Here is a 23,037-nt window from a genome sequence, read left to right as displayed (position 1 = left end):
CTCGACGTCGTCACCGTCACCCCCGACAACGAGGCCGACATCCTCGTCCACGACGCCCACACCCCCTCCCCGACCACCGCCTTCGCCCTCTCCCGCCTCGCCGACCCCGACACCCTGCACCACACCCCCATCGGCGTCATCCGGTCCGTACAACGCCCCGTCTACGACGACCAGATGGCCCACCAGCTCGACACCGCGACCGCACAGAAGGGCACGGGCGACCTCGCCGCCCTGCTGGCCGGCGGCGACACCTGGACCGTCGTCGGCTGACGGCTGCGGTTCCTCAGGAGGCCCGGGCCTGCGCCGCCCGGGCCTCGTCGTACGCGGTGCGGGCCCGCTCCACGTCGGCCATCCGCTGCTTTGTCCACTCGGCGAGCCCCCGCACCTGCTCCGCCGCCTCGCGGCCCAGCGCGGTCAGGGAGTAATCGACGCGTGGCGGGATCACCGGTTTGGCGTCCCGGTGGACCAGGCCGTCGCGCTCCAGGGTCTGCAGGGTCTGGGTGAGCATCTTCTCGCTGACGTCCCGGCCGATCCGGCCGACCTCGCGGCGCAGCTCACTGAAGCGGTACGAACGCTCCAGGAGCGCGACGAGGACCAGGACGCCCCAGCGGCTGGTGATGTGTTCCAGGACGAGGCGGTAGGGGCACATCGCCTCCCCTGCCGAGCCCTTCTCACTTACTGCCATGCAAGTACCTTACTTCAAAGTGGGTACTTTCCAGAAGTTAGCGCTGCTCCTAGGGTGAGTGTCACAGACGCACCCCACAAGGAGATCGCCGCATCATGAGCATCGTTGTCACCGGAGCCACCGGACACCTCGGCCGCCACGTCGTCGAGCAGCTGCTGGAGAAGGTCCCGGCCGAGCAGATCACCGCGGTCGTCCGCACCCCGGAGAAGGCCGCGGACTTCGCGGAGCGCGGTGTGCGGATCGCGGTCGCCGACTACAACGCCCCGGAGACCTTCGACGGCCTCTTCGCCGCCGGCGACAAGGTGCTGCTGATCTCGGGCAGCGAGTTCGACAAGGGCCGCGTCCAGCAGCACCGGATCGTCATCGACGCGGCCAAGGCGGCCGGTGTCGCGCTCCTCGCCTACACCAGCGCCCCGGCCACGCTGACCGCCGCGCTCGCGGACGACCACCGCGGCACCGAGCAGGCGCTGCTGGCCTCCGGTCTGCCGTACACGCTGCTGCGCAACGGCTGGTACCACGAGAACTACACGGAGAACCTCGCCCCGGTGCTGGAGCACGGCGCGGTCGTGCAGGCTGCGGGTGACGGCCGGCTCTCCTCCGCCTCCCGCGCCGACTACGCGGCCGCCGCGGTCGCGGTGCTGACCGGCGAGGGGCACGAGAACAAGACGTACGAGCTGGGCGGCGACGAGGCGTGGGGCTTCGCCGAGTACGCGGCCGAGCTGAGCCGGCAGACCGGCGGGGAGATCGCCTACCGCCCCGTCTCCGTCGAGGCCTACGAGGGCATCCTGGCGGGCGCCGGCCTGCCGGGGCCGCTCGCCGCGGTCCTGGCGGGCGTGGACGCGTCCATCGAGAAGGGCGAACTGGTCGTCTCCACCGGCGACCTCTCCCGCCTGGCCGGCCGTCCGACCACCCCGCTCGCCGAAGCGATCAGCGCCGCACTCAAGGGCTGACCTCCCCCACCCGGGCTCTGGAGCCTTCCCCCCCGGGCCTTCGACCCCCGCCTTGTCATGACCGTATGCCGATACGGGCATGACAGGCGGGGGCGCTCGGCGTTACCTTCGTCCAGGCGGACCGGACGTACGGAGTGAGCAGGAGGGGCCCGTGGGCGGGGAGTCGAAGGCTGAGCGGCGGGCGGGTCTGCTGAACGGCTTCGCGGCGTACGGGATGTGGGGTCTCGTACCCCTGTTCTGGCCGCTGCTGAAGCCCGCCGGCGCGGCGGAGATCCTCGCCCACCGGATGGTGTGGTCCCTCGTCTTCGTCGGCGCCGCGCTGCTGTTCGTACGGCGCTGGGCCTGGGCCGGTGAGCTGTCGCGGCAACCTGGGCGGCTCGGGCTGATCGCGGTCGCGGCCGCGGTGATCACCGTCAACTGGGGTGTGTACATCTGGGCCGTGAACAGCGGGCACGTGGTCGAGGCCTCGCTGGGCTACTTCATCAACCCGCTGGTCACCATAGCGATGGGCGTGCTGCTGCTGAAGGAGCGGCTGCGGCCCGTGCAGTGGCTGGCGGTCGGTGTCGGCCTCGCGGCCGTGGTCGTCCTCACCGTCGAGTACGGGCGGCCGCCGTGGATCTCCCTGTGCCTCGCCTTCTCCTTCGCCACCTACGGGCTGGTGAAGAAGAAGGTCAACCTCGGCGGTGTCGAGTCGCTGGCCGCGGAGACCGCGATCCAGTTCCTGCCCGCGCTCGGCTATCTGCTGTGGCTGACCGCGCACGGTGACTCCAGTTTCGCGAGCGAGGGCGCCGGGCACGCCGCGCTGCTCGCCTCGACCGGCGTCGTCACCGCACTGCCGCTGGTCTGCTTCGGGGCGGCCGCGATCCGGGTGCCGCTGTCCACGCTGGGCCTGCTGCAGTACCTGGCGCCCGTCTTCCAGTTCCTGTGCGGCATCCTCTACTTCCACGAGGCCATGCCGCCCGAGCGCTGGGCCGGCTTCGCGCTCGTCTGGCTGGCCCTGGTCCTGCTCACCTGGAACGCGCTGCGCACCGCGCGCCGCACGGCCCGGACCCTGGCCGTCGCTGCCGCCGCGACCGCCGCCCCGGTGGACGCCCTCGTAAGACGACCGGAGGGCGTGGCTTCCGGCCAGGAACCGGAACCGGCCTCCTGACCGGTCCGGGTCGGCTATGAGTGGGCGCCATGACGCAGCCGCCCGCACCCGCTCCCCCTGCACTTCGAACTCGTCGTCGACGCCGTCGACCCGCACGCGCAGGCCGCTTTCTGGGCCGCCGCGCTGCACTACGCGGCCGAGGACGACAGCGCGTTCGTGGAGCGGCTGCTGGAACTCGGCGCGCTGCCGGGCGAGGCCACCGTGCAGTACCACGGCCGCCCGGCCTTCCGGGACCTGATCGCCGTACGGCACCCTGACGACCCGTACGACGAGGAGCGCGGCACCGGGCTCGGGCGGCGGCTGCTGTTCCAGCGCGTGCCGGAGGCGAAGACCGGCAGGAACCGGCTGCACCTCGACCTGCACCCGGGTGGGGGCCGGCGCGACGCCGAGGTCGAGCGGCTTCGGGCGCTGGGCGCCCGGGTGCTGCGGCGGGTGGCGGAGCCCGCCGGGGAGTGGGTGGGCGGACCCCGAGGGGAACGAGTTCTGCGTGCACTGGATGTACCTGGGTGTGTGCCCGGTGCGGCGCGTGGGGGCACCCCCTCTGGGGGAGCGTGCATGGCGTCGCGCGGCAGACGGGAAGGTCAGACAGGCCCTAGCTGTATTGACCCGTCAGGCGCCGGCCGCCCTGGCGGCACGGTCCGTCAGCCGGACCATGCGGGCGCGGGCGGACTCCAGCCGCTCCCGGTCGTCGGCCGCCGGACCCGGCGCGGCGGCCAGCTCGGTCCACAGCTCGATCAGGTCCCGCCCCAGACTCAGCCCGTGCTCGGGGTCGCGCACCGCACGCCAGGCGGTGGCCGCGCTCTGGAGGTTGCCGTAGGCGGCCTCCGCGTTGCGGGCGCGCTGGTGGAGCCGGGCCAGGTCGAGGGAGAGGTGGAAGGCGCGGAGCGGGTCGTCGGCGAGGTAGGCGATGTAGGCGCTCAGTTCGCGCAGGCGGAGCACCTCAGGGTGCCCGGCGCCCAGCAGGTCCGCCGCCCGGACGACGGTGCGCTCGGCGAGTTCCGCCGCGGTCCCGATCCGGCCCTCCTTGACCGCCTCGTTGATCCGCGTCATCGGTTCGGTGAGGAGCGCGGCGCCCTCCGCGGTGGCGGTCACCGGGCCGTCGCCGAGGACCGCTTCGGCGACCGCGTCGAAGCCTCGGGCCGGCGTGTGGTGCCGGGTGTCGGGTCCGGAGGCGGGGTCCGGCGTCGGCGGCACGGAGAGCGGGACCGGCTCGGGCGGGGGCGTGTCGCGGCGGGGCGGCTCGGAGGTGGCGGCCGGGGTGACGGCCCGTGCCGGCTGCGGAGCGGCGGGACCTGGCGGCTGCGGGGCGGTGGGACCTGCCGGCTGCGGGGCGGTGGTCCCCCCGTGCAGTCGGGGCTCGCCCGTGAAGCGGCTGGCGCCGTTCACATCCACCTCGAGGGGGACGACGCAGCCGACGCGCTCGTCGTGGACCATGGCGTGCACGGGGCGGCCGAGGCTGATCGCGAGGCGCTGGAGGTGGTTCAGGACGGCCTGCTGGATCTCCTGGCCGGGGGCCGCCATGACCGCCACCCCGCCGACGGAGGCGCTGCCCGACCCGGAGACGCGTACCTCGACCGGGGCCGCCGGGTGCGGCTCGTCCCACAGGTCCCGCTTCTTCTCGAAGCTCAGTCGAGCCATCGGTTTCCTCACTCCCCCGGCCTCGCGATCCGGTTGTACGCGTCCCTGCCCTCGAGTGTGGCCGCTGTGCCTCCGTTTCCGCGTCACCACGACGTCACAGCCTCGCACCAGCCGACCGGGACTGGACACCGAGGCAGGTGGCCCGGGCCAAGACGTTCTTCACCCGCGAGACCCCGCTCGCCCGCTTCCCGTACCGGAACCGGTGCACCGCCTCTAGGCGGTGATGTCCTTCGTCGTGAACCGTGCCCAGGCCGCCGAGCCGAACACCGCCGCGTACAGGGCCTGGAGACCGAGGTTCTTCACCAGGTCGTCCCAGTAGACCGGGTCGCGCATCAGATCGGCGAAGGACAGCCAGTAGTGGGAGAAGAAGTACGGCTGCAACGCGTGCAGTTGAGGGATCTGGTCGAGGATCTGGACGGTGATGAGCAGGCCGACCGTGGTCGCCATCGCCGCGATCCCGCTGTTCGTCAGCGTGGAGACGAACAGGCCGAGCGCCGCGATCCCGACCAGTGACGCGGCGACGACCAGCGCGATCAGCAGGGCGCGGCCCAGGCCGTCGGCGAAGCCGATCCGCGTGCCCGAGATGGTCGTCAGGTCGCCCAGCGGGAAGAGCAGCGCGCCGGTCAGGAGGGCGGACAGGGCGACCACGAAGGTGGCGACCAGGCAGAAGGCGATGACCGTCGTGTACTTGGTGAGCAGCAGGCGGGTCCGGCCGGCCGGGGCCACCAGGAGGTAGCGCAGGGTTCCGCCATTGGCCTCGCCGGCGATGGCGTCGCCCGCCACCACGCCGATCGCCATCGGCAGGAAGAACGGGAGCGTCGCCGCCAGCGCCGTGAACACCAGGAACAGGCCGTTGTCGGTGATCTGCGCGATGAACGCCGGGCCCTCGCCCCCGCCGCCCCGGCCGCCCCCCGACGAGCCGCCCCGCGTCTCGATCTTCACGGAGACCCCGACCAGCACCGGCACCGCGGCGAGCACACCGAGCAGCGCGAGCGTGCGCCAGCGCCGGAAGGTGACGGCCAGTTCGTTGCGCAGCAGGCCGAGGGTCCACAGCGGGGTGGGACGCCGTACGGCCACTGCCTCAGCCTGCGACATCGAAGCCCTCCCCGGTCAGCGCCACGAACGCGTCCTCCAGCGAGGCCCGCTCCACTCCGAAGCCGCGCACCCGCACCCCGGCCGTCACCAGCGCCGCGTTCAGTTCGGCGAGGTCCCGGTCGGGCGGCTCGCCGCTCACCCGGTCCCCGGCGACGACGACGTCCCCGACCCCCTGTTCCTTCAGCACCCGGGCCGCGTCACCCGGATCCGGCGTGCTGACGACGAGCCGCCCGCGCGCCCCGGCCGCCAGGTCGGCCACCGGGCCCTGGGTGATCAGACGGCCCTGGGCCATCACCGCCGCGTGGGTGCACACCTGCTCGATCTCGTCGAGGAGGTGGGAGGAGAGGAACACGGTCGTGCCGTCCGAGGCCAGCTCCCGCACCAGGGCGCGGATCTCCCGCATGCCCTGCGGGTCGAGCCCGTTGGTCGGCTCGTCCAGGACGAGCAGCCTGCGCGGCTGGAGCAGCGCGGCGGCCAGGCCGAGGCGCTGTTTCATGCCCAGGGAGTACGCCTTCGCCTTCTTGCCCCCGGCGGCCGTCAGGCCCACCCGGTCCAGTGCCGCCGCGACGCGTGCGGTCCGGGTGCGCGGGTCGGCGGTCGGGTCGGCGGCGTCGTACCGGAGCAGGTTGTCGCGGCCGGAGAGGAAGCCGTACAGGGCGGGCCCTTCGATGAGGGCGCCGACCTGCGGGAGTACGGTGCGCGCGGCCCGGGGCATGGGCTGCCCCAGGACGCGCGCCGCGCCGGAGGTCGGCTCGATCAGGCCCATCAGCATGCGGATGGTGGTGGTCTTCCCGGAGCCGTTCGGACCGAGGAAGCCGAAGACGCTGCCCCGCGGGACGGTCAGGTCCAGACCGTCGACGGCGAGCTGTCCGCCGCGGTAGCGCTTGGTGAGCGCGCGGGTGTGGATGACGCTGTCACCCGCGTCCCGCGCGGCCGGCTTCGTGGCGGACGGTTCGTCCATCGGCTCCCCTGCTTCGTGGTGTGTACGTGCGTACGCGGGTACACGTCGTACCGTGGCCGTGGCGCGTCGGTCTACCGTGCCGCGTCGGCCGCCTTCACCAGCGCGTTCTTGGTCACGGTGCCGACGTAGACCTTGCCGTCGTCCGTGATCAGGGCGTTGACCAGGCGGGTGGAGAACACCGTGCCCTTGCCGAACCCGCCGGTCACCTTGTCGCCGAGTGAGCCGAGGAAGCCGCCCAGGTCACCGCCGCCCTTGCCGGACGGCAGGCCGCCCGCGGCGCCGGAGTCGAAGGTGGCGATCGAGTTCCAGCCCTGGCCGAGGACGTCGAAGCCGCCGCGGCCCTCGGCGAGGTCCCCCTCGGGCTTCGGGGCGCGCTCGCCGGGTGCCTCGGCCGCGTCGTTCCCCTCGGTGACCTTCGCGCCCTTCGGCGGGGTGAAGCGGAAGGTCGAGGCGGCCGGCCTGGCGAAGCTGACCTGGGTGAAGCCCGCGTCCACGACGGCGGCGCCGCCGCTCGCCGGGGTCAGGGTGAACTTCAGCGGCATGCCCGTCTTCGCGTCCACGGCGATGCTGACGGCGCCCACCGTGGTGCCGGACTGCTTCGGTTTGATGAGCAGTTTGTAGGCGTCCCGGCCCGCGACCTGGACGGTCCCGTCGACGGTCACGGACGTGGTGTCGTCGACGGACTTCAGTGCCTCGTCGGCGAGGTCCTTCGGGGTGGCGGGGGTCTTCGTGGCGGGGGTCTTCTCCCGCTGCTGCTTGCCGTGCTGGTCCGCGGTGCCGTGGTACACCTCGTTGGACCTGCTGTCGTAGCCCCAGACGTCCTTGCCGTCGTGGATGAGGCTGTACTCAGCCGCGCTCTCGATCAGCGAGACCTTCTGGCGCTCCGGCCCGTCGGCCGCCACGCGCAGCGTGTGACTGCCCGAGAGCAGTTCGGTGAACTTGGACGCCGGGTCCGCCGACGAGCCGTCGCCGCCCCGGTTCGCCCCCGACAGCAGGCTGCCCTCCAGACCCCCGAGGTCCGGCAGGCCGAGGTCGGTGCTGAACCGCACCGTGCCGGACAGCTGCTGCACGTCCGAAGCGGCGATCTTGTCTATGAGCTGCTGTGCGCTGATCTTGGGCAGGTCGGGGTCACCGGAGTCGGCGAGCGCCGGGACCAGCCCGATGGTCGCCGCCGCCACCCCCACCACCGCGACCGGGACGACGTACCGGGCCGCCTTGCGGCGCCCGGTCGACGTGTCGTTGCCGGCCCTGTCGTCGGACGTGGTGTCGTCGGATCCGTACGGTGCCATGTGTGCCTTACCTCCGTCGTCGGCGGCGGCTGTCCTCACCCTCGTCAACCCTGAGCCGCCATTCTCACCCGAATCGGTGAGGAGTGGTGATTTCCGTGGTTTCCATCTCACCAAATCGGCCGTGAGGAAGCGTCAGACCCGGGAGGCACCTCGATGTACGACTGCGGTATGACACGGGGAAGCCGGATGCCCCCTCGACCCGTAGGGGTCGGACCCGGAGGCGGCAGACCCCGGCGGACGGCTGCACCAGCACGCCGCGCCTACCCGGCCCGGTGCACCACCGCATCGCACAGCTGCACGAGTGCCGCCTTGGCGTCGCACTCCCGCAGCGGGGCCAGCGCGGCCCGCGCCTCCTCCGCGTAGCGCACGGTGTCCCGGCGGGCCTGCTCCAGTGCCGGGTGGGCGCGCAGCGCGGCCAGCGCCTCGGCGTGCCGGGCGTCGTCGGTCAGGTCGGAGTCGAGCAGGTCGCACAGGGCGACGTCCTCGGCCAGCCCGAGCCGGGCCGCCCGCTCCCTGAGGCGCAGCACGGGCAGGGTGGGGATGCCCTCGCGCAGGTCGGTGCCCGGGGTCTTGCCGGACTCGTGGGAGTCGGAGGCGATGTCCAGCACGTCGTCGGCGAGCTGGAAGGCGACGCCGAGCCGCTCGCCGTACTGGGTCAGGACGTCCACGACCGTCTCGTCGGCCCCGGACATCATGGCGCCGAAGCGGCAGGAGACCGCCACCAGCGACCCGGTCTTGCCGCCGAGGACGTCCAGGTAGTGATCGACCGGGTCGCGGCCGTCCTGCGGCCCCGCCGTCTCCAGGATCTGCCCGGTGACCAGCCGCTCGAACGCCACCGCCTGGACCCGTACCGCCTCGGGGCCGAGGTCGGCGAGGATCTGGGAGGCGCGGGCGAAGAGGAAGTCGCCGGTGAGGACGGCGACAGAGTTGCCCCAGCGGGTGTTCGCACTGTCCACGCCGCGGCGCACCGCGGCCTCGTCCATGACGTCGTCGTGGTACAGGGTCGCGAGGTGGGTGAGTTCGACGACGACGGCCGAGGGCACGATTCCCGGCGCGTACGGGTCCCCGAACTGCGCCGCGAGCATCACGAGCAGCGGCCTGAACCGCTTGCCGCCCGCGCGCACGAGGTGCTGGGCGGCTTCGGTGATGAAGGGGACCTCACTCTTGGTGGCTTCGAGCAGTCCCTCCTCGACAGCCGCCAATCCGGCCTGGACATCGGCTTCCAGAGCCTGGTCCCGCACGCTAAGCCCGAACGGCCCGACGACGGTCACGAGGGGTCTCCTGTCTGCTGGTGCCTGCTGGCGATTACACGGTTTGTCGATAGGTCGCCGCCCTCACTCAAGTCAGCGTATCCGGTCAGCTTTCGATCACCGAGGGCGCCCACTGTTACAGGCCGGGCGCTATCGGATCACGCCCGTTATGTTTCCGATCAGGCGATAAGAACAGATATTTATCGACTTACCCGGAAGTACGAAGTGATTGCGCCGCTTGGAGCAGCTCACCTTCCACTCCCGCGCCGGACGCGCTCTCCCTAGCGGCGCCCCTCATGTCCCATTTGCCGTTATTGCTATTCCGTGAATTGGGTCACGTCGACCGATCGGGGCACCCCGCCGCCCGGCACCCGTATCCCACCTGCCGCCATTGGCCAGTTGAGGCTTGGCAGCTGCAAAGGATCAAGCACCTCATACGCCATAGAACAAGGTCAACTAGGACTTTGTGTGAATCCGGCGCTTGTTCCGGACATGTGCTCTCGCATACGTTCCCGGCCGTCGGGCGGAACGCCTCATCCTGCCGCCGCCCGTCACACCCCATCGACGAACTCATTCGCGACGGCAGGAGCGGGGGACCCAGGTTTGCCGCCGGCCCGGACGACACCCGTCGTCCCGGACCGGCTCGGGGTGAAGCCGCACCGCCTTCGGGCGGCGCGGCCGGGCACCTCCCAGCCCGAACCCGACAGCTCACCTCGCAGGCGACGGAGAGGAACTTCCCCATGTCTGCTGCCGCTCGGCTCCGCCGTACCCCCTTCACCCGCATCGCCCGCAGGATCGCCGTCGCCGGCACCGGCGCCGCCGTGCTCGCCCTCCCGCTGATGGGTGCGACCAGCGCCTCCGCGGCCACCACCACGAGCGCCCCCACGGCCGCCACCGCCGCCACCAGCACGGTCGCGTACTCGAACAACCTCGACGGCTGGATCCGCGAGTCGCTCGCGATCATGGCGCAGAAGGGCATCCCGGGCTCCTACAACGGCATCTACCGCAACGTGATGCGCGAGTCGTCGGGCAACCCGATGGCCATCAACCTCTGGGACTCCAACGCGGCCGCCGGTATCCCGTCCAAGGGCCTGCTGCAGGTCATCGACCCCACGTTCAACGCCTACCACGTGGCCGGCACCTCGTGGAACATCTACGACCCGGTCGCGAACATCACGGCCGCCTGCAACTACGCCGCCCACCGGTACGGCTCGATCGACAACGTGTTCGGCGCGTACTGACCGATCCGCTCACCCGAGCACCCGCGCACCCGCGCACCCGCTCACCCGCTTACCCGCTCACCCGCTCACCCGCTCAGGGGAAAAGTCTTTCGAGGACGACGGCGATGCCGTCGTCCTCGTTCGACAGGGTGATCTCGTCGGCCACCGCCTTCAGTTCGGGATGGGCGTTGGCCATCGCCACACCGTGGGCGGCCCAGTCGAACATCGGGATGTCGTTGGGCATGTCCCCGAAGGCGATGGCCCGTTCGGCGCCCAGCCCGAGGTGGTCGGCGGCCAGCGCCAGCCCGGTCGCCTTGGTGACACCGCACGGCTGGAGCTCGACGGTTCCCGGCCCCGACATGGTGACCGTCGCCAGCGACCCCACGGCCGCGCGGGCCGTGGCGGCCAACTCGTCGTCCGACAGGGCGTGATGGCGCACCAGGACCTTGCTGATCGGCTCGCGCCACAGGTCGTCGCGCCGCCGGACCCGTACGGCGGGCAGGGTCGGGTGCGGCATCCGATAGCCGGGTTCGATGAGCGTGAGCCCGTCCACCCCGTCCTGGTCGACGGCCGCGTACACCTCCCCCACCTCTGCCTCGATCTTGCCGAGCGCGGTCTCCGCGAGTTCCCGGTCCAGGGTGACCGACCACAGCAGGCGGTGGGCGCCGGCGTCGTACACCTGCGCACCCTGTCCGCACACCGCGAGCCCCGTGCAGCCGAGGTCGTCGAGCAGCGGCCGCACCCGCGGCGCCGGGCGACCGGTCACCACGAGGTGCCGGGCCCCCGCCCTCTCGGCCCGGGCGAGGGCGGCGAGCGAGCGGTCGGACAGGGTGTCGTCGCCACGCAGGAGCGTTCCGTCGAGATCGGTCGCGACGAGTGAACGAGCCGGGGAGACCGGAGAGGAGCGGGGGGCGGAATATGCGGGGGGTGCGGCCATGATCAGAGAATACGGACCCCCCGCCCCCTGACTCACCGCTGTTCCCGGCCCCGAACGGTGCCCGCGACGCCACCCCCACAAGGCCCATCCAGGCATTGCGAACCCTTCAGACACTGCCCGGCACGCTGCCCAGGACATGCAACTCACCCGTAACGTGTGGCGCGACCACAGGCAACGGCCTGCAGTGACGGCACCGGATGAGAGCGAGGCAGCACCCCATGCCCCCCTTCGACGTCCCCGAGGGCGACCCCTTCGGCCCTCACAACCTCCCCTACGGCGTCTTCTCCCCCGCCGGCTCGACCGAGCGGCGCGTCGGCGTGCGGCTCGGCGACCACGTGCTCGACGCGGGCGCGGCGGCGCGGGCGATCGGTTCGCCCTACACCTCCCTGCTCGCGCACCCGACCCTCAACCCGCTGCTCGCCGCCGGCCGCACGGCCTGGTCGGACGTGCGGCGGGCCCTGACGGCCTGGGTGACGGTGCCCGCGCACCGGGAGACGATCGAACGACTGTTCTACCCCTTGTCCTCGGTGACCCTGCACCTGCCCTTCGAGGTCGCCGACTACGTCGACTTCTACTCCTCCGAGCACCACGCCCGGAACGCGGGCCACATCTTCCGCCCCGACGCCGAGAACCCGCTGACCCCCAACTGGAAGCACCTGCCGATCGGTTACCACGGCCGCTCCGGGACGGTCGTGGTGTCGGGCACGGACGTCGTACGGCCGTCCGGCCAGCGGAAGGGTCCCGCCGACCCGGCCCCCGTCTTCGGCCCCTCCGTCCGGCTGGACATCGAGGCCGAGGTCGGCTTCGTCGTCGGTGTCCCCTCAAAGCGGGGCAGGCCGGTCGCGCTGGGCGACTTCCGGGAGCACGTCTTCGGGCTGTGCCTGCTGAACGACTGGTCGGCGCGCGACATCCAGGCCTGGGAGTACGTGCCCCTCGGCCCGTTCCTCGGCAAGTCGTTCGCCACGTCGGTGTCGGCGTGGATCACCCCGCTGGAGGCCCTGGAGGACGCGCGGGTGGCGCCGCCCGAGCGGACCCACCCGCCGCTGCCGTACCTGGACGACTCCGACGAGGAGCCCTGCGGCTACGACCTGCGGATCTCCATCGCGGTCAACGGCCACACGGTGTCCGAGCCGCCCTTCCACACCATGTACTGGACGGCGGCGCAGCAACTGGCCCACATGACCGTGAACGGGGCCTCGCTGCGCACCGGCGACCTGTACGGGTCGGGGACCGTGAGCGGGCCCGAGGAGCGGCAGCGGGGCTCGCTGCTGGAGCTGACCTGGAACGGGCGTGACCCGCTCGAACTACCGGACGGCAAGCGGACGTACCTGGAGGACGGGGACGTGGTGACCCTGTCGGCGTGGGCGCCGGGGGCGGACGGGGCCCGGGTGGGGCTGGGGGAGGTCAGCGGCCGCGTGGTGGCGAGCAGTCGGCGTACCGACTGATCTCGCCGGGCGGCGGCGGCCGCGGTGACGTCACCGGGTCGTACGGCTGACGGCCCGGGTTCGGGGCGCGACGGAGGACGGGGTGGGGGGGCGCGGCGGGAGTTGCGGGAGCAGGGGGCGAAGTGACGCGGAAGCGGGTCGTGTTCGGCGCCGGCGACTGACTCCGGGCCCCGTCGGCGTCATACTGACGCTGACAGCGTGCACCACTCGAACCGCCACCCGGACCATCCCCCGGTCCGCCCTGCCTCCGACCATGAACCGGAGCCCCCGGCATGACCGTCTGCCTGCTCCTGCTGAGCGTCGTCGCCCTGACGGCCGCGGTGCCGGTGCCGCGCGCGCTGACCCGGGCCGAGTGGCCCGAGCGGGATCCCGTGGTCGCGTTGTGGGTGTGGCAGTGCCTGGTCGCCACCGTGCTGCTGTGCTGCCTGACCGCGCTCGTGCTGGGCGCCGCCGGCGTCTTCCACACCGTCCGGGACCGTGTCTTCGCCCCCGCGCCGCCCGCCGTGACCGCCGCGTACGACCTCTCCGCCGCACCGGTCTGGGCCGTCACACTCACCGCGCTGCTCGCCTGCGGGGCCGCGTGGACCACGGCGATGCTCGCCCGCGAACTCTTCGAGGCCCGCCGTCTGCGCGGCCAGACCCGGGCCCACCTGCGTGAACGTGCGCCCGAGCTGCCCGCCGGCCTGCCCGCCGCGCGGGGGCCGATGCTGGTGCTCGAGGACGAGTACCCCGACGCCTGGTGGATGCCGGGGCACCCGTCCCAGCTGGTCGTCACCACCGGCGCCCTCCAGCGTCTCACCGACCACCAGCTGGACGCCGTCCTCACCCACGAGCGCGGCCACGCCCGTGCCCACCACGACTGGCTGCTGCACCTGTCCACCGCCCTCGCCACCGGCTTCCCCCGCGTTCCCCTCTTCGCCCACTTCTGCGACCAGACCCACCGCCTGGTCGAACTGGCCGCCGACGACACGGCGTCCCGCCGCTGCGGTCACCTCACCACCGCCCTCGCCCTGATCGAGCTGAACCAGCACCGCGGTGTCCTCTCCTGCGCCTCCAGCCGCCGCCTCCTCGGCGAACGCGTCGACCGCCTCCTGGAACCCCCGCCGCGGCTGCTGCGCCGACAGCGCGCGCTGACCACGACGGTGGCGGCGCTGGTACCGCTGCTGCCGCTGCTGATCACCTTCGCCCCGGGCCTGTCGGCGTTGTCGTGACCGCCGTGCCGGGGGCCGACGGTCGCGCGGTGAGTGGCGGATCCGCCCCCGGCTTCCAGCGAAGCACCAGCTCAGCGAGGTAATCGGCGGCGCGTCAGATGGCGCAACACTCCGGCAACACGACTTTCCCTACCGTCTCGCTATGGTTCACGGCATGCCACCCACCGATCGCATCCGCGACCATGCCGGTCAAGGCGCCGCGACCACCGTCGCCGCCCACCGCACGCGTCGCCGGCTGCGTGCGGACCAGGCCAGGCAACTCGCCGATCTCCTCCGCCACCAGATCCTCACCGGCGCCCACCCCGACGGCACGCTCCCCCACGAGTCGACCCTCGCCGACGACTACCGCGCCTCCCGCAACACCGTGCGCCAGGCCCTCGACCTGCTGCGCGCCGAGGGACTGGTGGACCGCCTCCCGGGCGTGGGCACGGTGGTCGTCGCCCGGAAGTACCCGCACGGGCTCGACCGCCTGATGGGCCTCGCGGAGACCCTCCGCGAACACGGCCGCGTCACCAACGAGGTCCGCACCATGGGCCCCGCCCCCGCCCCCTCCCCGGTCGCCGAACGCCTTCGCGTCCCCGCCGGCACCGACGTCCTCTACATCGAACGCCTGCGCCGCCTGAACGGCCTCCCCCTCTCCCTCGACCTCACCTACGTCCCGCTCGACATCGGCACCGCCCTGCTCGACTCCGACCTGGAGAACACCGACGTCTTCCGCCTCCTGTAAGCCGTCACCGGCCAGCGCCTCGGCCACGCCGAGATCACGCTGGAGGCGGTGAACGCGGACACCCACTCCGCCACCGTCCTCGAGGCCCCGCGCGGCGCGGCCGTGCTGATGCTGGAACGGCTCACCCACCTCGCGGACGGCCGCCCGGTCGACCTGGAGTTCATCCGGTTCCGCGGCGACCGCATCACCATGGGCGGTCTCCTGCACCGCTCCCTCTGACCCACCCCGCTTCCCAAGAGCGCGACCTTCCTGGAGACAGCCATGCCCTTGGCGCCCCAGCGGGCCGACGTGCCCGTGACCATCGACGAGTCGAAGTGCATCGACGGCTGCACGCTCTGCGTGGACATGTGCCCGCTGGACTCCCTCGCCATCGACGAGAGCAACGGCAAGGCGTACATGCATGTCGACGAGTGCTGGTACTGCGGCCCGTGCGCGGCCCGCTGTCCCACCGGAGCCGTCACGGTCAACATGCCCTACCTGCTCCGGTGAAAGGCCCGAACTCCCATGAAGCGCCCCATGAAACGCACGATCGTCGCCCTGTCCACGGCATCCCTGCTGCTTCCCCTCTCGGCCTGCGGCGGTGCCGCCCGGGCAGGTGACGGCTCCACGGTCACCGTCACCGTCGGCTACCAGTCCAAGACCATCAACACGGTCACCGCGGGCACCCTGCTGCGCTCCCTCGGCTACTTCGAGCGGCAGCTCGACGCCCTCCACGACGGCCACACCTACAAGGTCGACTGGCAGGACTACGCCACCGGCGCCCCCATCACCGCCCAGATGACCGCCGGGAAGATCGACATCGGTTCGATGGGCGACTTCCCGCTGCTGCTGAACGCAGCCCGCGGCAAGCAGCTCGGCCGCCCCACCCACCTGGTGTCCGTCACCGGCTACAACCTCCGTGGCGGCCTCAACACCGTCGTCACCGCGCCGGACTCGAAGCTCACCTCCCTGAAGGACCTGAAGGGCAAGAAGGTCTCCACGAGCGTCGGCTCGGCCGCCGACGGCACCCTCGTACGGGCCCTGCAGCGGGCCGGCATCGACCCGGACAAGGGCGTCTCGAAGCTCAACCAGCAACCGGCGGTAGGCGCCTCGGCCCTGTCGGCGGGCAGTGTCGACGCGCTGTCCCAGTTCGTGGCCTGGCCCGGCCTGCTCGCCTACCAGGGCAAGGCGAAGGCCCTGTACGACGGCGCCCAGCTGAACCTCGCCACCTTCCACGGCGTCACCGCCCGCGAGGACTTCACCAAGGAGCGCCCCGCCGTCCTGGAGGCCTTCCTCAAGGCCCAGGCCGAGGCGACGGACTACCTGGACACCCACCCGGTGGCCGCCGCCGAGAAGGTCGCCAAGGCCACCGGCCTGCCCGCCGAGGTCGTCTACCTCTACAACGGCGCCCATGGCATCGCCACCTTCGACCCCGCCGTCAAACCCCGGCTCGTCTCCGCGCTCGAGCAGGACGTGGCCGTCCTGAAATCCGCGAAGCTGGTCGGGGACGTCGACGTCGACGCGTTCGTCGACGACCGGTACGTGCGAAAGGCCCTCGGCTCCTCCTACGCCGAGCGGCTCGCCGCGACCCCGGCACCGGCCGCGAGCGAGGTGCGGACGAAGGGCTCCGGGAAGACCACGGCCTTCGAGTCCCCGAAGGCACTGCTCGCCTACGTGGCCGGGCACGAGTCCGATGTCCGTGCCGCGTACGTCCCCGACGCCACCACCGGCACCGAGTGGTTCGCCGACAAGGCGGTATGGGTGGCCGACGGCGACGAACTGCTCCCGTTCGTCGCCCCGGCGACCGCCCAGGCCTACGTCGCCGCGCACGCGGGTGCCCGTACGGTCTCGTACGCCGACGCGCTCGGACGGGCCTCGTGAGCCGGCGCCCGCTCGCGCGGTACGCGCTGCGGGCGGCGTCCCTGGCCGCCGCCCTCGGTCTCTGGCAGCTGCTGACCGGCCTGGACATCGACCTGTGGCTGCGTTTCTCGCAGTTCCCCACGGTCACCGACGTGGCCCACGCCTTCGCCGACCGGGCCGTGGGCGGTGACTACTGGACGGATCTCACCGACAGCCTCACCCGGATCCTGCTCGGCTTCGCGCTGGCGGCCGTCCTGGGCGTGGCGACGGGCGTGCTCGTGGCCCGCTCGCGCCTCGCCCAGGACCTGCTCGGCCCGATCCTGGAGGTGGTCCGCCCGGTCCCGGCGATCGCGCTCGTCCCGGTGGCGATCCTGCTGTTCCCCTCCAACGAGCAGGGCATCGTCTTCATCACCTGCACCGCCGCCTTCTTCCCCGTGCTGGTCTCCACCCGGCACGCGGTCCGCGCACTGACCCCCGTGTGGGAGGAGGCGGTACGCACCATGGGCGGCGGCCGGTGGCGGATCCTCGGCTCGGTCGTCCTGCCGGGAGCGCTGCCCGGCATCTTCGGCGGCCTCTCCGTCGGTATCGGCGTCTCGTGGATCTGCGTGATCTCCGCCGAGATGATCTCCGGCCAGTACGGCGTCGGTTACCGCACCTGGCAGGACTACACGGTCGTCGACTACCCGGGCGTGTTCGTCGGCATGGTCACCATCGGCGTGCTCGGCTGGGTCACCTCCACCCTCGTCGAACTGCTGGGCCGCCGGCTGACCCGCTGGCTGCCACGCCCGTCGTACGTCCCCGGCGTACGCGCTCCGCGGCGGGTGCGCGGCGCCACACCACCTGCTCCGATCAGCCCCAGGACCGAGGAGGGCGTCCCCCATGACCAGTTCGTCTGACGTCCGTTCACCGTCCCGCACCGGCACGCGACTCGCCCTGCGCGGCGCCACTCTCGGACGGCCGGGCACCCCCGTGCTGCACCAGGTGGACCTGGACGTCTCCCCCGGCGGCATCCTCACCGTCGTCGGCCCGTCCGGCTGCGGCAAGTCGACACTGCTGCGCACGCTGGCCGGGCTGCTGTCACCCCTCGCCGGGGAGATCGTCCAGGACGGCCGCCCCCTGACGGGCCCCGGCGCCGACCGCGCCCTGGTCTTCCAGGAGGACGCCCTCCTGCCCTGGCGCACCCTGCGCGCGAACGTCGAACTCCCGCTCGCCGTCAAAGGGCTGCCCCGGGCCGAGCGCCGCGCCCGGGCGGAGTCCTGGCTGGCGCGCGTCGGACTCGCCGAGCAGTCAAGGCAGTTGCCGCACCGCGTCTCCGGCGGCCAGCGCCAGCGCGCGCAGCTCGCCCGCGCCCTGGCCGCCGGCCCGCGTGCCGTCCTCATGGACGAACCCTTCGGCGCGCTCGACGCCCAGACCCGCGCCGGCATGCAGGACCTGCTCGTGGACGTGCTGGGCGGCACCGGAGCAACCGTCGTCTTCGTCACCCACGACGTGGACGAGGCGCTGTTCCTCGGCGACCGCGTGGCCCTGCTGAGCTCCGGCCGGCTGACCGCCGTACGCGACGTACCGCGCCCCCGCGACCGTACGGCGCACGACGATCCCGCGCGCGTGGCACTGCGGCGCGACGTCCTGACCTCACTGAGCATCTGAAAGGCATCCCGGTGGACACCCCGGACACCCGCACGGACATCCGTACGGACACCCCCACGGACCCTCCCCTGGAGATCCCCGCCCTCGCCGACGCCGAGGAACTCACCTGCGACGTCCTCGTCATCGGCGGCGGCACCGCCGGCACGATGGCCGCGCTGACCGCCGCCGAGCACGGCGCGAACGTCCTGCTGCTGGAGAAGGCGCACGTCCGGCACTCCGGGGCGCTCGCCATGGGCATGGACGGCGTCAACAACGCGGTCATCCCCGGCCGCGCCGAGCCCGACGACTACGTCGCCGAGATCACCCGCGCCAACGACGGCATCGTCGACCAGTCCACGGTCCGCCAGACCGCCACCCGCGGTTTCGCGATGGTGCAGCGCCTGGAGTCCTACGGGGTGAAGTTCGAGAAGGACGAGCACGGCGAGTACGCCGTCCGCCAGGTCCACCGCTCGGGCTCGTACGTGCTGCCCATGCCGGAGGGCAAGGACGTCAAGAAGGTCCTGTACCGGCAGTTGCGGCGGCGCGAGATGCGGGAGCGGATCCGGATCGAGAACCGGGTGATGCCGGTGCGCGTGCTGACCGCCCGGGGACGTGCCGTGGGCGCGGCCGGCTTCCACACCCGCACCGGTGCGTTCGTCACCGTCCGCGCGGGCGCGGTGATCCTCGCGACCGGCGCCTGCGGCCGCCTCGGCCTGCCCGCCTCCGGCTACCTGTACGGCACGTACGAGAACCCCACCAACGCGGGCGACGGCTACGCGATGGCCTACCACGCGGGCGCCGAACTCACCGGCATCGAGTGCTTCCAGATCAACCCGCTGATCAAGGACTACAACGGCCCCGCCTGCGCCTACGTCGCCAACCCCTTCGGTGGCTACCAGGTCAACCGGCACGGCGAACGCTTCGTCGACTCCGACTACTGGTCCGGCCAGATGATGGCCGAGTTCGCGGCCGAGGTGGCCAGCGACCGGGGGCCCGTGTACCTGAAGCTGAGTCACCTGCCGGAGGAGTCGGTCTCGGCCCTGGAGTCGATCCTGCACTCCACGGAGCGCCCGACCCGTGGCACCTTCCACGCCGGGCGCGGCCACGACTACCGCACGCACGACATCGAGATGCACATCTCCGAGATCGGGCTGTGCGGCGGCCACTCGGCCTCCGGCGTGCGGGTCGACGACCACGCCCGGACCACCGTCCCGCGGCTGTACGCCGCCGGCGACCTGGCGTGCGTGCCGCACAACTACATGATCGGCGCCTTCGTCTTCGGCGACCTGGCCGGCGCGGACGCCTCCCGGTACCGCGCGTACGAGGGGGAGCTTCCGCAGGACCAGTTGCGGGAGGCGCACGAGCTGGTCTACCGCCCGCTGCGCAACCCGGCCGGCCCGCCGCAGCCCCAGGTCGAGTACAAGCTGCGCCGCTTCGTGAACGACTACGTGGCCCCGCCGAAGTCGGGCGCCCGGCTGTCGCTGGCCCTGGAGGCCTTCGAGCGGATGCGCGCGGACATCGCCGCGATGGGTGCCCGTACCCCGCACGAGCTGATGCGGTGCGCGGAGGTCACCTTCATCCGCGACTGCGCGGAGATGGCCGCGCGCGCCTCCCTGGCCCGCACGGAGTCCCGCTGGGGGCTCTACCACGACCGTCTCGACCATCCGGAGCGCGACGACGCCTCCTGGTTCCACCATCTCGATCTGCACAAGTCCCCCTCCGGTGCGATGGAGTTCACGGCCCGTCCCGTGGCTCCCTATCTGGTTCCGGTCGACGAGTTCACTCCGGTCGGCGGCTCTCCCCGGCACCTCGGTGAGGTCCGTGCCGAGGACGTGGCGACGGCCGGGTCCCGGGACGTGGCCCCGGTCGCCACGGGGCCGGCCTCCGCGCCCGCCGCCGGGCCGGTGGACCGCGGTGCGGGCGAGACCGCCTCGCCCCGGCTCCTGGAACTGCTGGAGCTGGCCGAGGAGCAGCCGGAACTCGCCGCGGTCGAGCCCTACCTGGCCGACCGCGACCCTGCCGTGCGGCGGACGGCGGTCTCGGTCCTCACCGAGACGGTGCCGCCCGGCACCGGGCAGGCCCTGGCGGGTGCCCTCACCGACCCCGACGCGGACGTGCGTGCCACCGCCGCGGCCTCCCTGCGCGAGCTCGTCGAGACCCTCCCGCCCGGACCCGCCCTGGGTGCCGCCCTGACCACCGCGGTCGCCGAGCCCGACCCCGTGGTCCGCGCCGCCGCCCTCGACGTGCTGCGCGCCCTGCGCCTGGGTGACGCCGGCCTGTTCGCCGGGTCGCTGGACGATCCCGACATCGCCGTCCGTATCGAAGCCGTGCGGGCGCTCGTCTCGGTCGACGCCGTCGAACCGCTGGCCGGTGCGGCGGCCGACCCGTCGCGGGAGGTCCGGGTCACCGTGGCCAGGGCACTGGCCACCGTCAGCCCGGCGAACCAGACCGCGAGCGCCCTGGAGCTGCTCACCGGTGCCCTGGACCGGCTCACCGAGGATCCCGATCCCCTGGTGCGCGGCGCCGCGCTCGGCGCGCTGGCCACCGTCGGCTGCCCGGCCCCGCTCGCCGCCCGGGCCGCGGCCGCGCTGGCCGACCCGGCGTGGCAGGTCCGGGCGGGCGCGGCGACCGCCCTCGGCTCCGCCGGCTCCGGTGTGTCGGTCCCGGCCCTGGCCAAGGCGCTCGCCGACCCCAATGCCGACGTGCGCAAGGCGGCGGTGCTCGCCCTGACCCGGCACAACGGCACGGGGGAGGCCCGGGCGGCCCTCGCCACGGTCACGTCGGACGCGGACGCGGACGTCAGGGCGTACGCGGCGCGGGCGCTGTGACGCGCCGCCGCGGCTATATCCAGTCGGGCTCCGGCTCCTCGTCCGGCGACGGCCAGTCGTCGTCCGTGGCGGCCGGAGCGGGGGCGCCGGAGGCCGGGCCGCCCTCGGCCGGGCCGCCCTCGCCCGGAGCGGCCAGGGAGGACAGCACTTCGAGGACGCCCTCTCCGTACGTCGCCAGCTTCTTCTCGCCCACTCCGCCGACGGTGCCCAGCTGAGCCACCGAGGCCGGCCAGACCGTGACGATCTCCCGCAGTGTGGCGTCGTGGAAGATGACGTACGCCGGAACACCCTGTTCGCGCGCCTGCTCGGCACGCCAGGCGCGCAGGGCCTCGAAGGCGGGCAGCAGCTCCTCTGGCAGCTCGGCCGTGGCCGTCCTGGCCTTGCGGTCGCCCCGGCCGGAGGAGCCCGGGGAACCGGAGGCCGACGCCGACCGGGAGGTCACCGGCTTCTTCGGTTCCTTGCGCAGCGGCACCTCCCGCTCCCGCCGCAGCACCGCCCCGCTCGCCTCGGTGAGCACCAGCGTGCCGTACTCCCCCTCGACCGCGAGCAGCCCCTGTGCCAGCAGCTGCCGGATGACGCCCCGCCACTCGCCCTCGGCCAGGTCCTCGCCGATGCCGAAGACGGACAGCTGGTCGTGGTCGAACTGGATGACCTTGCCGGTGCGCTTGCCGAGCAGGATGTCCACGATCTGCACCGCGCCGAACTTCTGTCCGCGCTCCCGCTGCAGCCGCACCACCGTGGACAGCACCTTCTGCGCGGCGACCGTGCCGTCCCAGGTCTCCGGAGGCGTGAGGCAGGTGTCGCAGTTTCCGCAGCCCGCCGGGTCGGGGTCCTGGCCGAAGTAGGCGAGCAGCTGGCCTCGGCGGCACCGGACCGTCTCGCACAAGGCGAGCATCGAGTCCAGGTGGGCGGCGGCCCGGCGGCGGAACGCCTCGTCGCCCTCGCCGGACTGGATCAGCTTGCGCTGCTGTATGACGTCGTTGAGGCCGTAGGCCATCCAGGCCGTCGACGGCAGGCCGTCCCGTCCAGCCCGGCCGGTCTCCTGGTAGTAGCCCTCGATCGACTTGGGCAGGTCGAGGTGGGCGACGAAGCGCACGTCCGGCTTGTCGATGCCCATCCCGAACGCGATGGTGGCGACCACGACCAGGCCGTCCTCGCGCAGGAACCGGGACTGGTGCGCGGCGCGCGTGCCCGCGTCCAGGCCCGCGTGGTAGGGCACCGCCTCGATGCCGTTGTGGGTGAGGAACTCCGCGGTCTTCTCCACCGAGTTCCGCGAGAGGCAGTACACGATGCCCGCGTCACCCGCGTGCTCCTCGCGCAGGAAGGCGAGCAGCTGCTTCTTCGGGTCCGCCTTCGGCACGATCCGGTACTGGATGTTGGGCCGGTCGAAGCTCGCCACGAAGTGCCGGGCCGCCGGCATGTTCAGCCGCTGGGTGATCTCCTGGTGGGTGGCGTGGGTGGCCGTCGCCGTCAGCGCGATCCGCGGGACGTCCGGCCAGCGCTCGCCCAGGAGGGAGAGGGCCAGGTAGTCGGGCCGGAAGTCGTGGCCCCACTGGGAGACGCAGTGCGCCTCGTCGATGGCGAAGACCGAGATCTTGCCCCGCGAGAGCAGGTCGAGCGTGGATTCCAGGCGCAGCCGCTCCGGCGCCAGGTACAGCAGGTCCAGCTCGCCGGCCAGGAACTCCGCCTCGACCACGCGCCGCTCGTCGAAGTCCTGCGTGGAGTTGACGAACCCGGCGTTCACACCGAGCGCGCGCAGCGCGTCCACCTGGTCCTGCATGAGCGCGATGAGCGGCGAGACCACGATGCCCGTACCCGGTCTGACCAGGGCCGGGATCTGGTAGCACAGTGATTTGCCGCCGCCGGTCGGCATCAGGACGACGGCGTCACCGCCCGCCACCACGTGCTCGATGACCGCTTCCTGCTCGCCGCGGAAGGCCTCGTATCCGAAGACCCGGTGCAGCGTGGCCAGCGTCTCGCTGTCCGTCGTCCCTGGCATCTCGCCGATCCCGCCCGTCCCGCGCATCGTCGTGTCCCCCGTACGTCGTCTTACGACCACTGCGTCCACGATAGGGCTCCGCACCGACAGGAGCGGAGTTGTCCACAGGTCGCCCGAGGCGCCGCACGTCAAGGACACGATCGTCGTTCACACGTTCGCGGGAGACTTGCCCGTTTCCGCCCGATAG

The 23,037-nt window shown here is 72.5% G+C and carries 18 protein-coding genes, 3 pseudogenes and 1 riboswitch; of the genes and pseudogenes, 13 read left to right on the top strand and 8 right to left on the bottom strand.

Annotated elements, in window-relative coordinates; translation table 11 throughout:
• Positions 1-270, top strand: a pseudogene (locus ABZX30_RS14175) (2-oxoacid:ferredoxin oxidoreductase subunit beta); the annotation flags it as partial.
• A 13-nt stretch (positions 271-283) separates the two neighbouring features.
• On the opposite strand, the gene ABZX30_RS14170 reads toward ABZX30_RS14175, so the two are convergent.
• The gene (locus ABZX30_RS14170; protein ID WP_355933020.1) at positions 284-685 is read right to left on the bottom strand and encodes a helix-turn-helix domain-containing protein; all 402 of its coding nucleotides are present in this window, start codon (positions 683-685) and stop codon (positions 284-286) included.
• Positions 686-780: 95 nt separating this feature from the next.
• On the opposite strand from ABZX30_RS14170, the gene ABZX30_RS14165 reads away from it, so the two are divergent.
• From ABZX30_RS14165 to ABZX30_RS14155, 3 genes and pseudogenes are all read left to right on the top strand, one after another.
• A complete protein-coding gene (locus ABZX30_RS14165; RefSeq protein WP_355933018.1) occupies positions 781-1,635 on the top strand; it encodes an SDR family oxidoreductase in 855 nt (284 codons plus the stop codon).
• A 151-nt stretch (positions 1,636-1,786) separates the two neighbouring features.
• A complete protein-coding gene (rarD, locus tag ABZX30_RS14160) occupies positions 1,787-2,785 on the top strand; it encodes an EamA family transporter RarD (RefSeq protein ID WP_355933015.1) in 999 nt (332 codons plus the stop codon).
• 57 nt (positions 2,786-2,842) lie between these two features.
• Positions 2,843-3,278: pseudogene (locus ABZX30_RS14155) on the top strand (VOC family protein); the annotation flags it as partial.
• A gap of 116 nt (positions 3,279-3,394) precedes the next feature.
• On the opposite strand, the gene ABZX30_RS14150 reads toward ABZX30_RS14155, so the two are convergent.
• The 5 genes from ABZX30_RS14150 to ABZX30_RS14130 form a co-directional block, all read right to left on the bottom strand.
• Complete coding sequence (locus ABZX30_RS14150) at positions 3,395-4,423, bottom strand: hypothetical protein (protein ID WP_355933013.1); 1,029 nt, start codon at positions 4,421-4,423, stop codon at positions 3,395-3,397.
• Positions 4,424-4,636: 213 nt separating this feature from the next.
• Positions 4,637-5,518, bottom strand: coding sequence for an ABC transporter permease (locus ABZX30_RS14145; RefSeq protein WP_355933010.1), 882 nt, complete (start codon positions 5,516-5,518; stop codon positions 4,637-4,639).
• Positions 5,505-6,479 carry an ABC transporter ATP-binding protein gene (locus ABZX30_RS14140; RefSeq protein WP_355933007.1) on the bottom strand — a complete coding sequence of 325 codons (975 nt, stop codon included), beginning with the start codon at positions 6,477-6,479 and terminating at the stop codon, positions 5,505-5,507. Before ABZX30_RS14140 ends, ABZX30_RS14145 begins: the two co-directional genes overlap by 14 nt.
• Before the next feature lie 71 nt (positions 6,480-6,550).
• Positions 6,551-7,768, bottom strand: a complete 1,218-nt coding sequence (locus ABZX30_RS14135) for a DUF2092 domain-containing protein (RefSeq protein WP_355933005.1) — start codon at positions 7,766-7,768, stop codon at positions 6,551-6,553.
• Between the two features lie 260 nt (positions 7,769-8,028).
• A complete protein-coding gene (locus ABZX30_RS14130) occupies positions 8,029-9,039 on the bottom strand; it encodes a polyprenyl synthetase family protein (protein ID WP_355933002.1) in 1,011 nt (336 codons plus the stop codon).
• A 531-nt stretch (positions 9,040-9,570) separates the two neighbouring features.
• A riboswitch (cyclic di-AMP (ydaO/yuaA leader) is annotated at positions 9,571-9,755 on the top strand.
• 3 nt (positions 9,756-9,758) lie between these two features.
• On the opposite strand from ABZX30_RS14130, the gene ABZX30_RS14125 reads away from it, so the two are divergent.
• Entirely contained in the window at positions 9,759-10,259 is a 501-nt protein-coding gene (locus ABZX30_RS14125) for a transglycosylase SLT domain-containing protein (RefSeq protein WP_355933001.1), read from the top strand.
• Positions 10,260-10,332: 73 nt separating this feature from the next.
• Here the strand turns inward: ABZX30_RS14125 and ABZX30_RS14120 are convergent, their stop codons facing one another.
• A complete protein-coding gene (locus ABZX30_RS14120) occupies positions 10,333-11,175 on the bottom strand; it encodes an HAD family hydrolase (protein WP_355932998.1) in 843 nt (280 codons plus the stop codon).
• A 218-nt stretch (positions 11,176-11,393) separates the two neighbouring features.
• Between ABZX30_RS14120 and fahA the strand changes: the two genes are divergently transcribed.
• The 8 genes and pseudogenes from fahA (at position 11,394) to ABZX30_RS14080 (ending at position 20,851) form a co-directional block, all read left to right on the top strand.
• Positions 11,394-12,620 carry a fumarylacetoacetase gene (gene fahA, locus ABZX30_RS14115; protein ID WP_355932996.1) on the top strand — a complete coding sequence of 409 codons (1,227 nt, stop codon included), beginning with the start codon at positions 11,394-11,396 and terminating at the stop codon, positions 12,618-12,620.
• 272 nt (positions 12,621-12,892) lie between these two features.
• Positions 12,893-13,831, top strand: a complete 939-nt coding sequence (locus ABZX30_RS14110) for a M56 family metallopeptidase (protein WP_355932993.1) — start codon at positions 12,893-12,895, stop codon at positions 13,829-13,831.
• 154 nt (positions 13,832-13,985) lie between these two features.
• A pseudogene (locus ABZX30_RS14105) lies at positions 13,986-14,777 on the top strand (GntR family transcriptional regulator).
• 42 nt (positions 14,778-14,819) lie between these two features.
• A complete protein-coding gene (locus ABZX30_RS14100; RefSeq protein WP_010986276.1) occupies positions 14,820-15,047 on the top strand; it encodes a ferredoxin family protein in 228 nt (75 codons plus the stop codon).
• Positions 15,048-15,074: 27 nt separating this feature from the next.
• Entirely contained in the window at positions 15,075-16,418 is a 1,344-nt protein-coding gene (locus ABZX30_RS14095; protein ID WP_355932991.1) for an ABC transporter substrate-binding protein, read from the top strand.
• Complete coding sequence (locus ABZX30_RS14090; protein WP_355932988.1) at positions 16,415-17,293, top strand: ABC transporter permease; 879 nt, start codon at positions 16,415-16,417, stop codon at positions 17,291-17,293. The genes ABZX30_RS14095 and ABZX30_RS14090 overlap by 4 nt, the downstream gene beginning before the upstream one ends.
• Entirely contained in the window at positions 17,277-18,044 is a 768-nt protein-coding gene (locus tag ABZX30_RS14085; RefSeq protein WP_355932985.1) for an ABC transporter ATP-binding protein, read from the top strand. Before ABZX30_RS14090 ends, ABZX30_RS14085 begins: the two co-directional genes overlap by 17 nt.
• 11 nt (positions 18,045-18,055) lie before the next feature.
• Positions 18,056-20,851 carry a fumarate reductase/succinate dehydrogenase flavoprotein subunit gene (locus tag ABZX30_RS14080; protein WP_355932982.1) on the top strand — a complete coding sequence of 932 codons (2,796 nt, stop codon included), beginning with the start codon at positions 18,056-18,058 and terminating at the stop codon, positions 20,849-20,851.
• Between the two features lie 13 nt (positions 20,852-20,864).
• Here ABZX30_RS14080 and recQ read toward each other — a convergent pair whose 3' ends face one another.
• Positions 20,865-22,877: a DNA helicase RecQ gene (recQ, locus tag ABZX30_RS14075; protein ID WP_355933037.1), complete on the bottom strand. Its 2,013-nt coding sequence runs from the start codon at positions 22,875-22,877 to the stop codon at positions 20,865-20,867.
• Positions 22,878-23,037: the final 160 nt, after the last annotated feature.

Source organism: Streptomyces sp. NPDC004542 (assembly GCF_040610035.1).
In the GTDB taxonomy this organism is placed as follows: Bacteria; Actinomycetota; Actinomycetes; order Streptomycetales; family Streptomycetaceae; genus Streptomyces.
The sequence above is the reverse complement of the archived record's forward strand: the minus strand, read 5'-3'. Positions and strand labels throughout refer to the sequence as shown.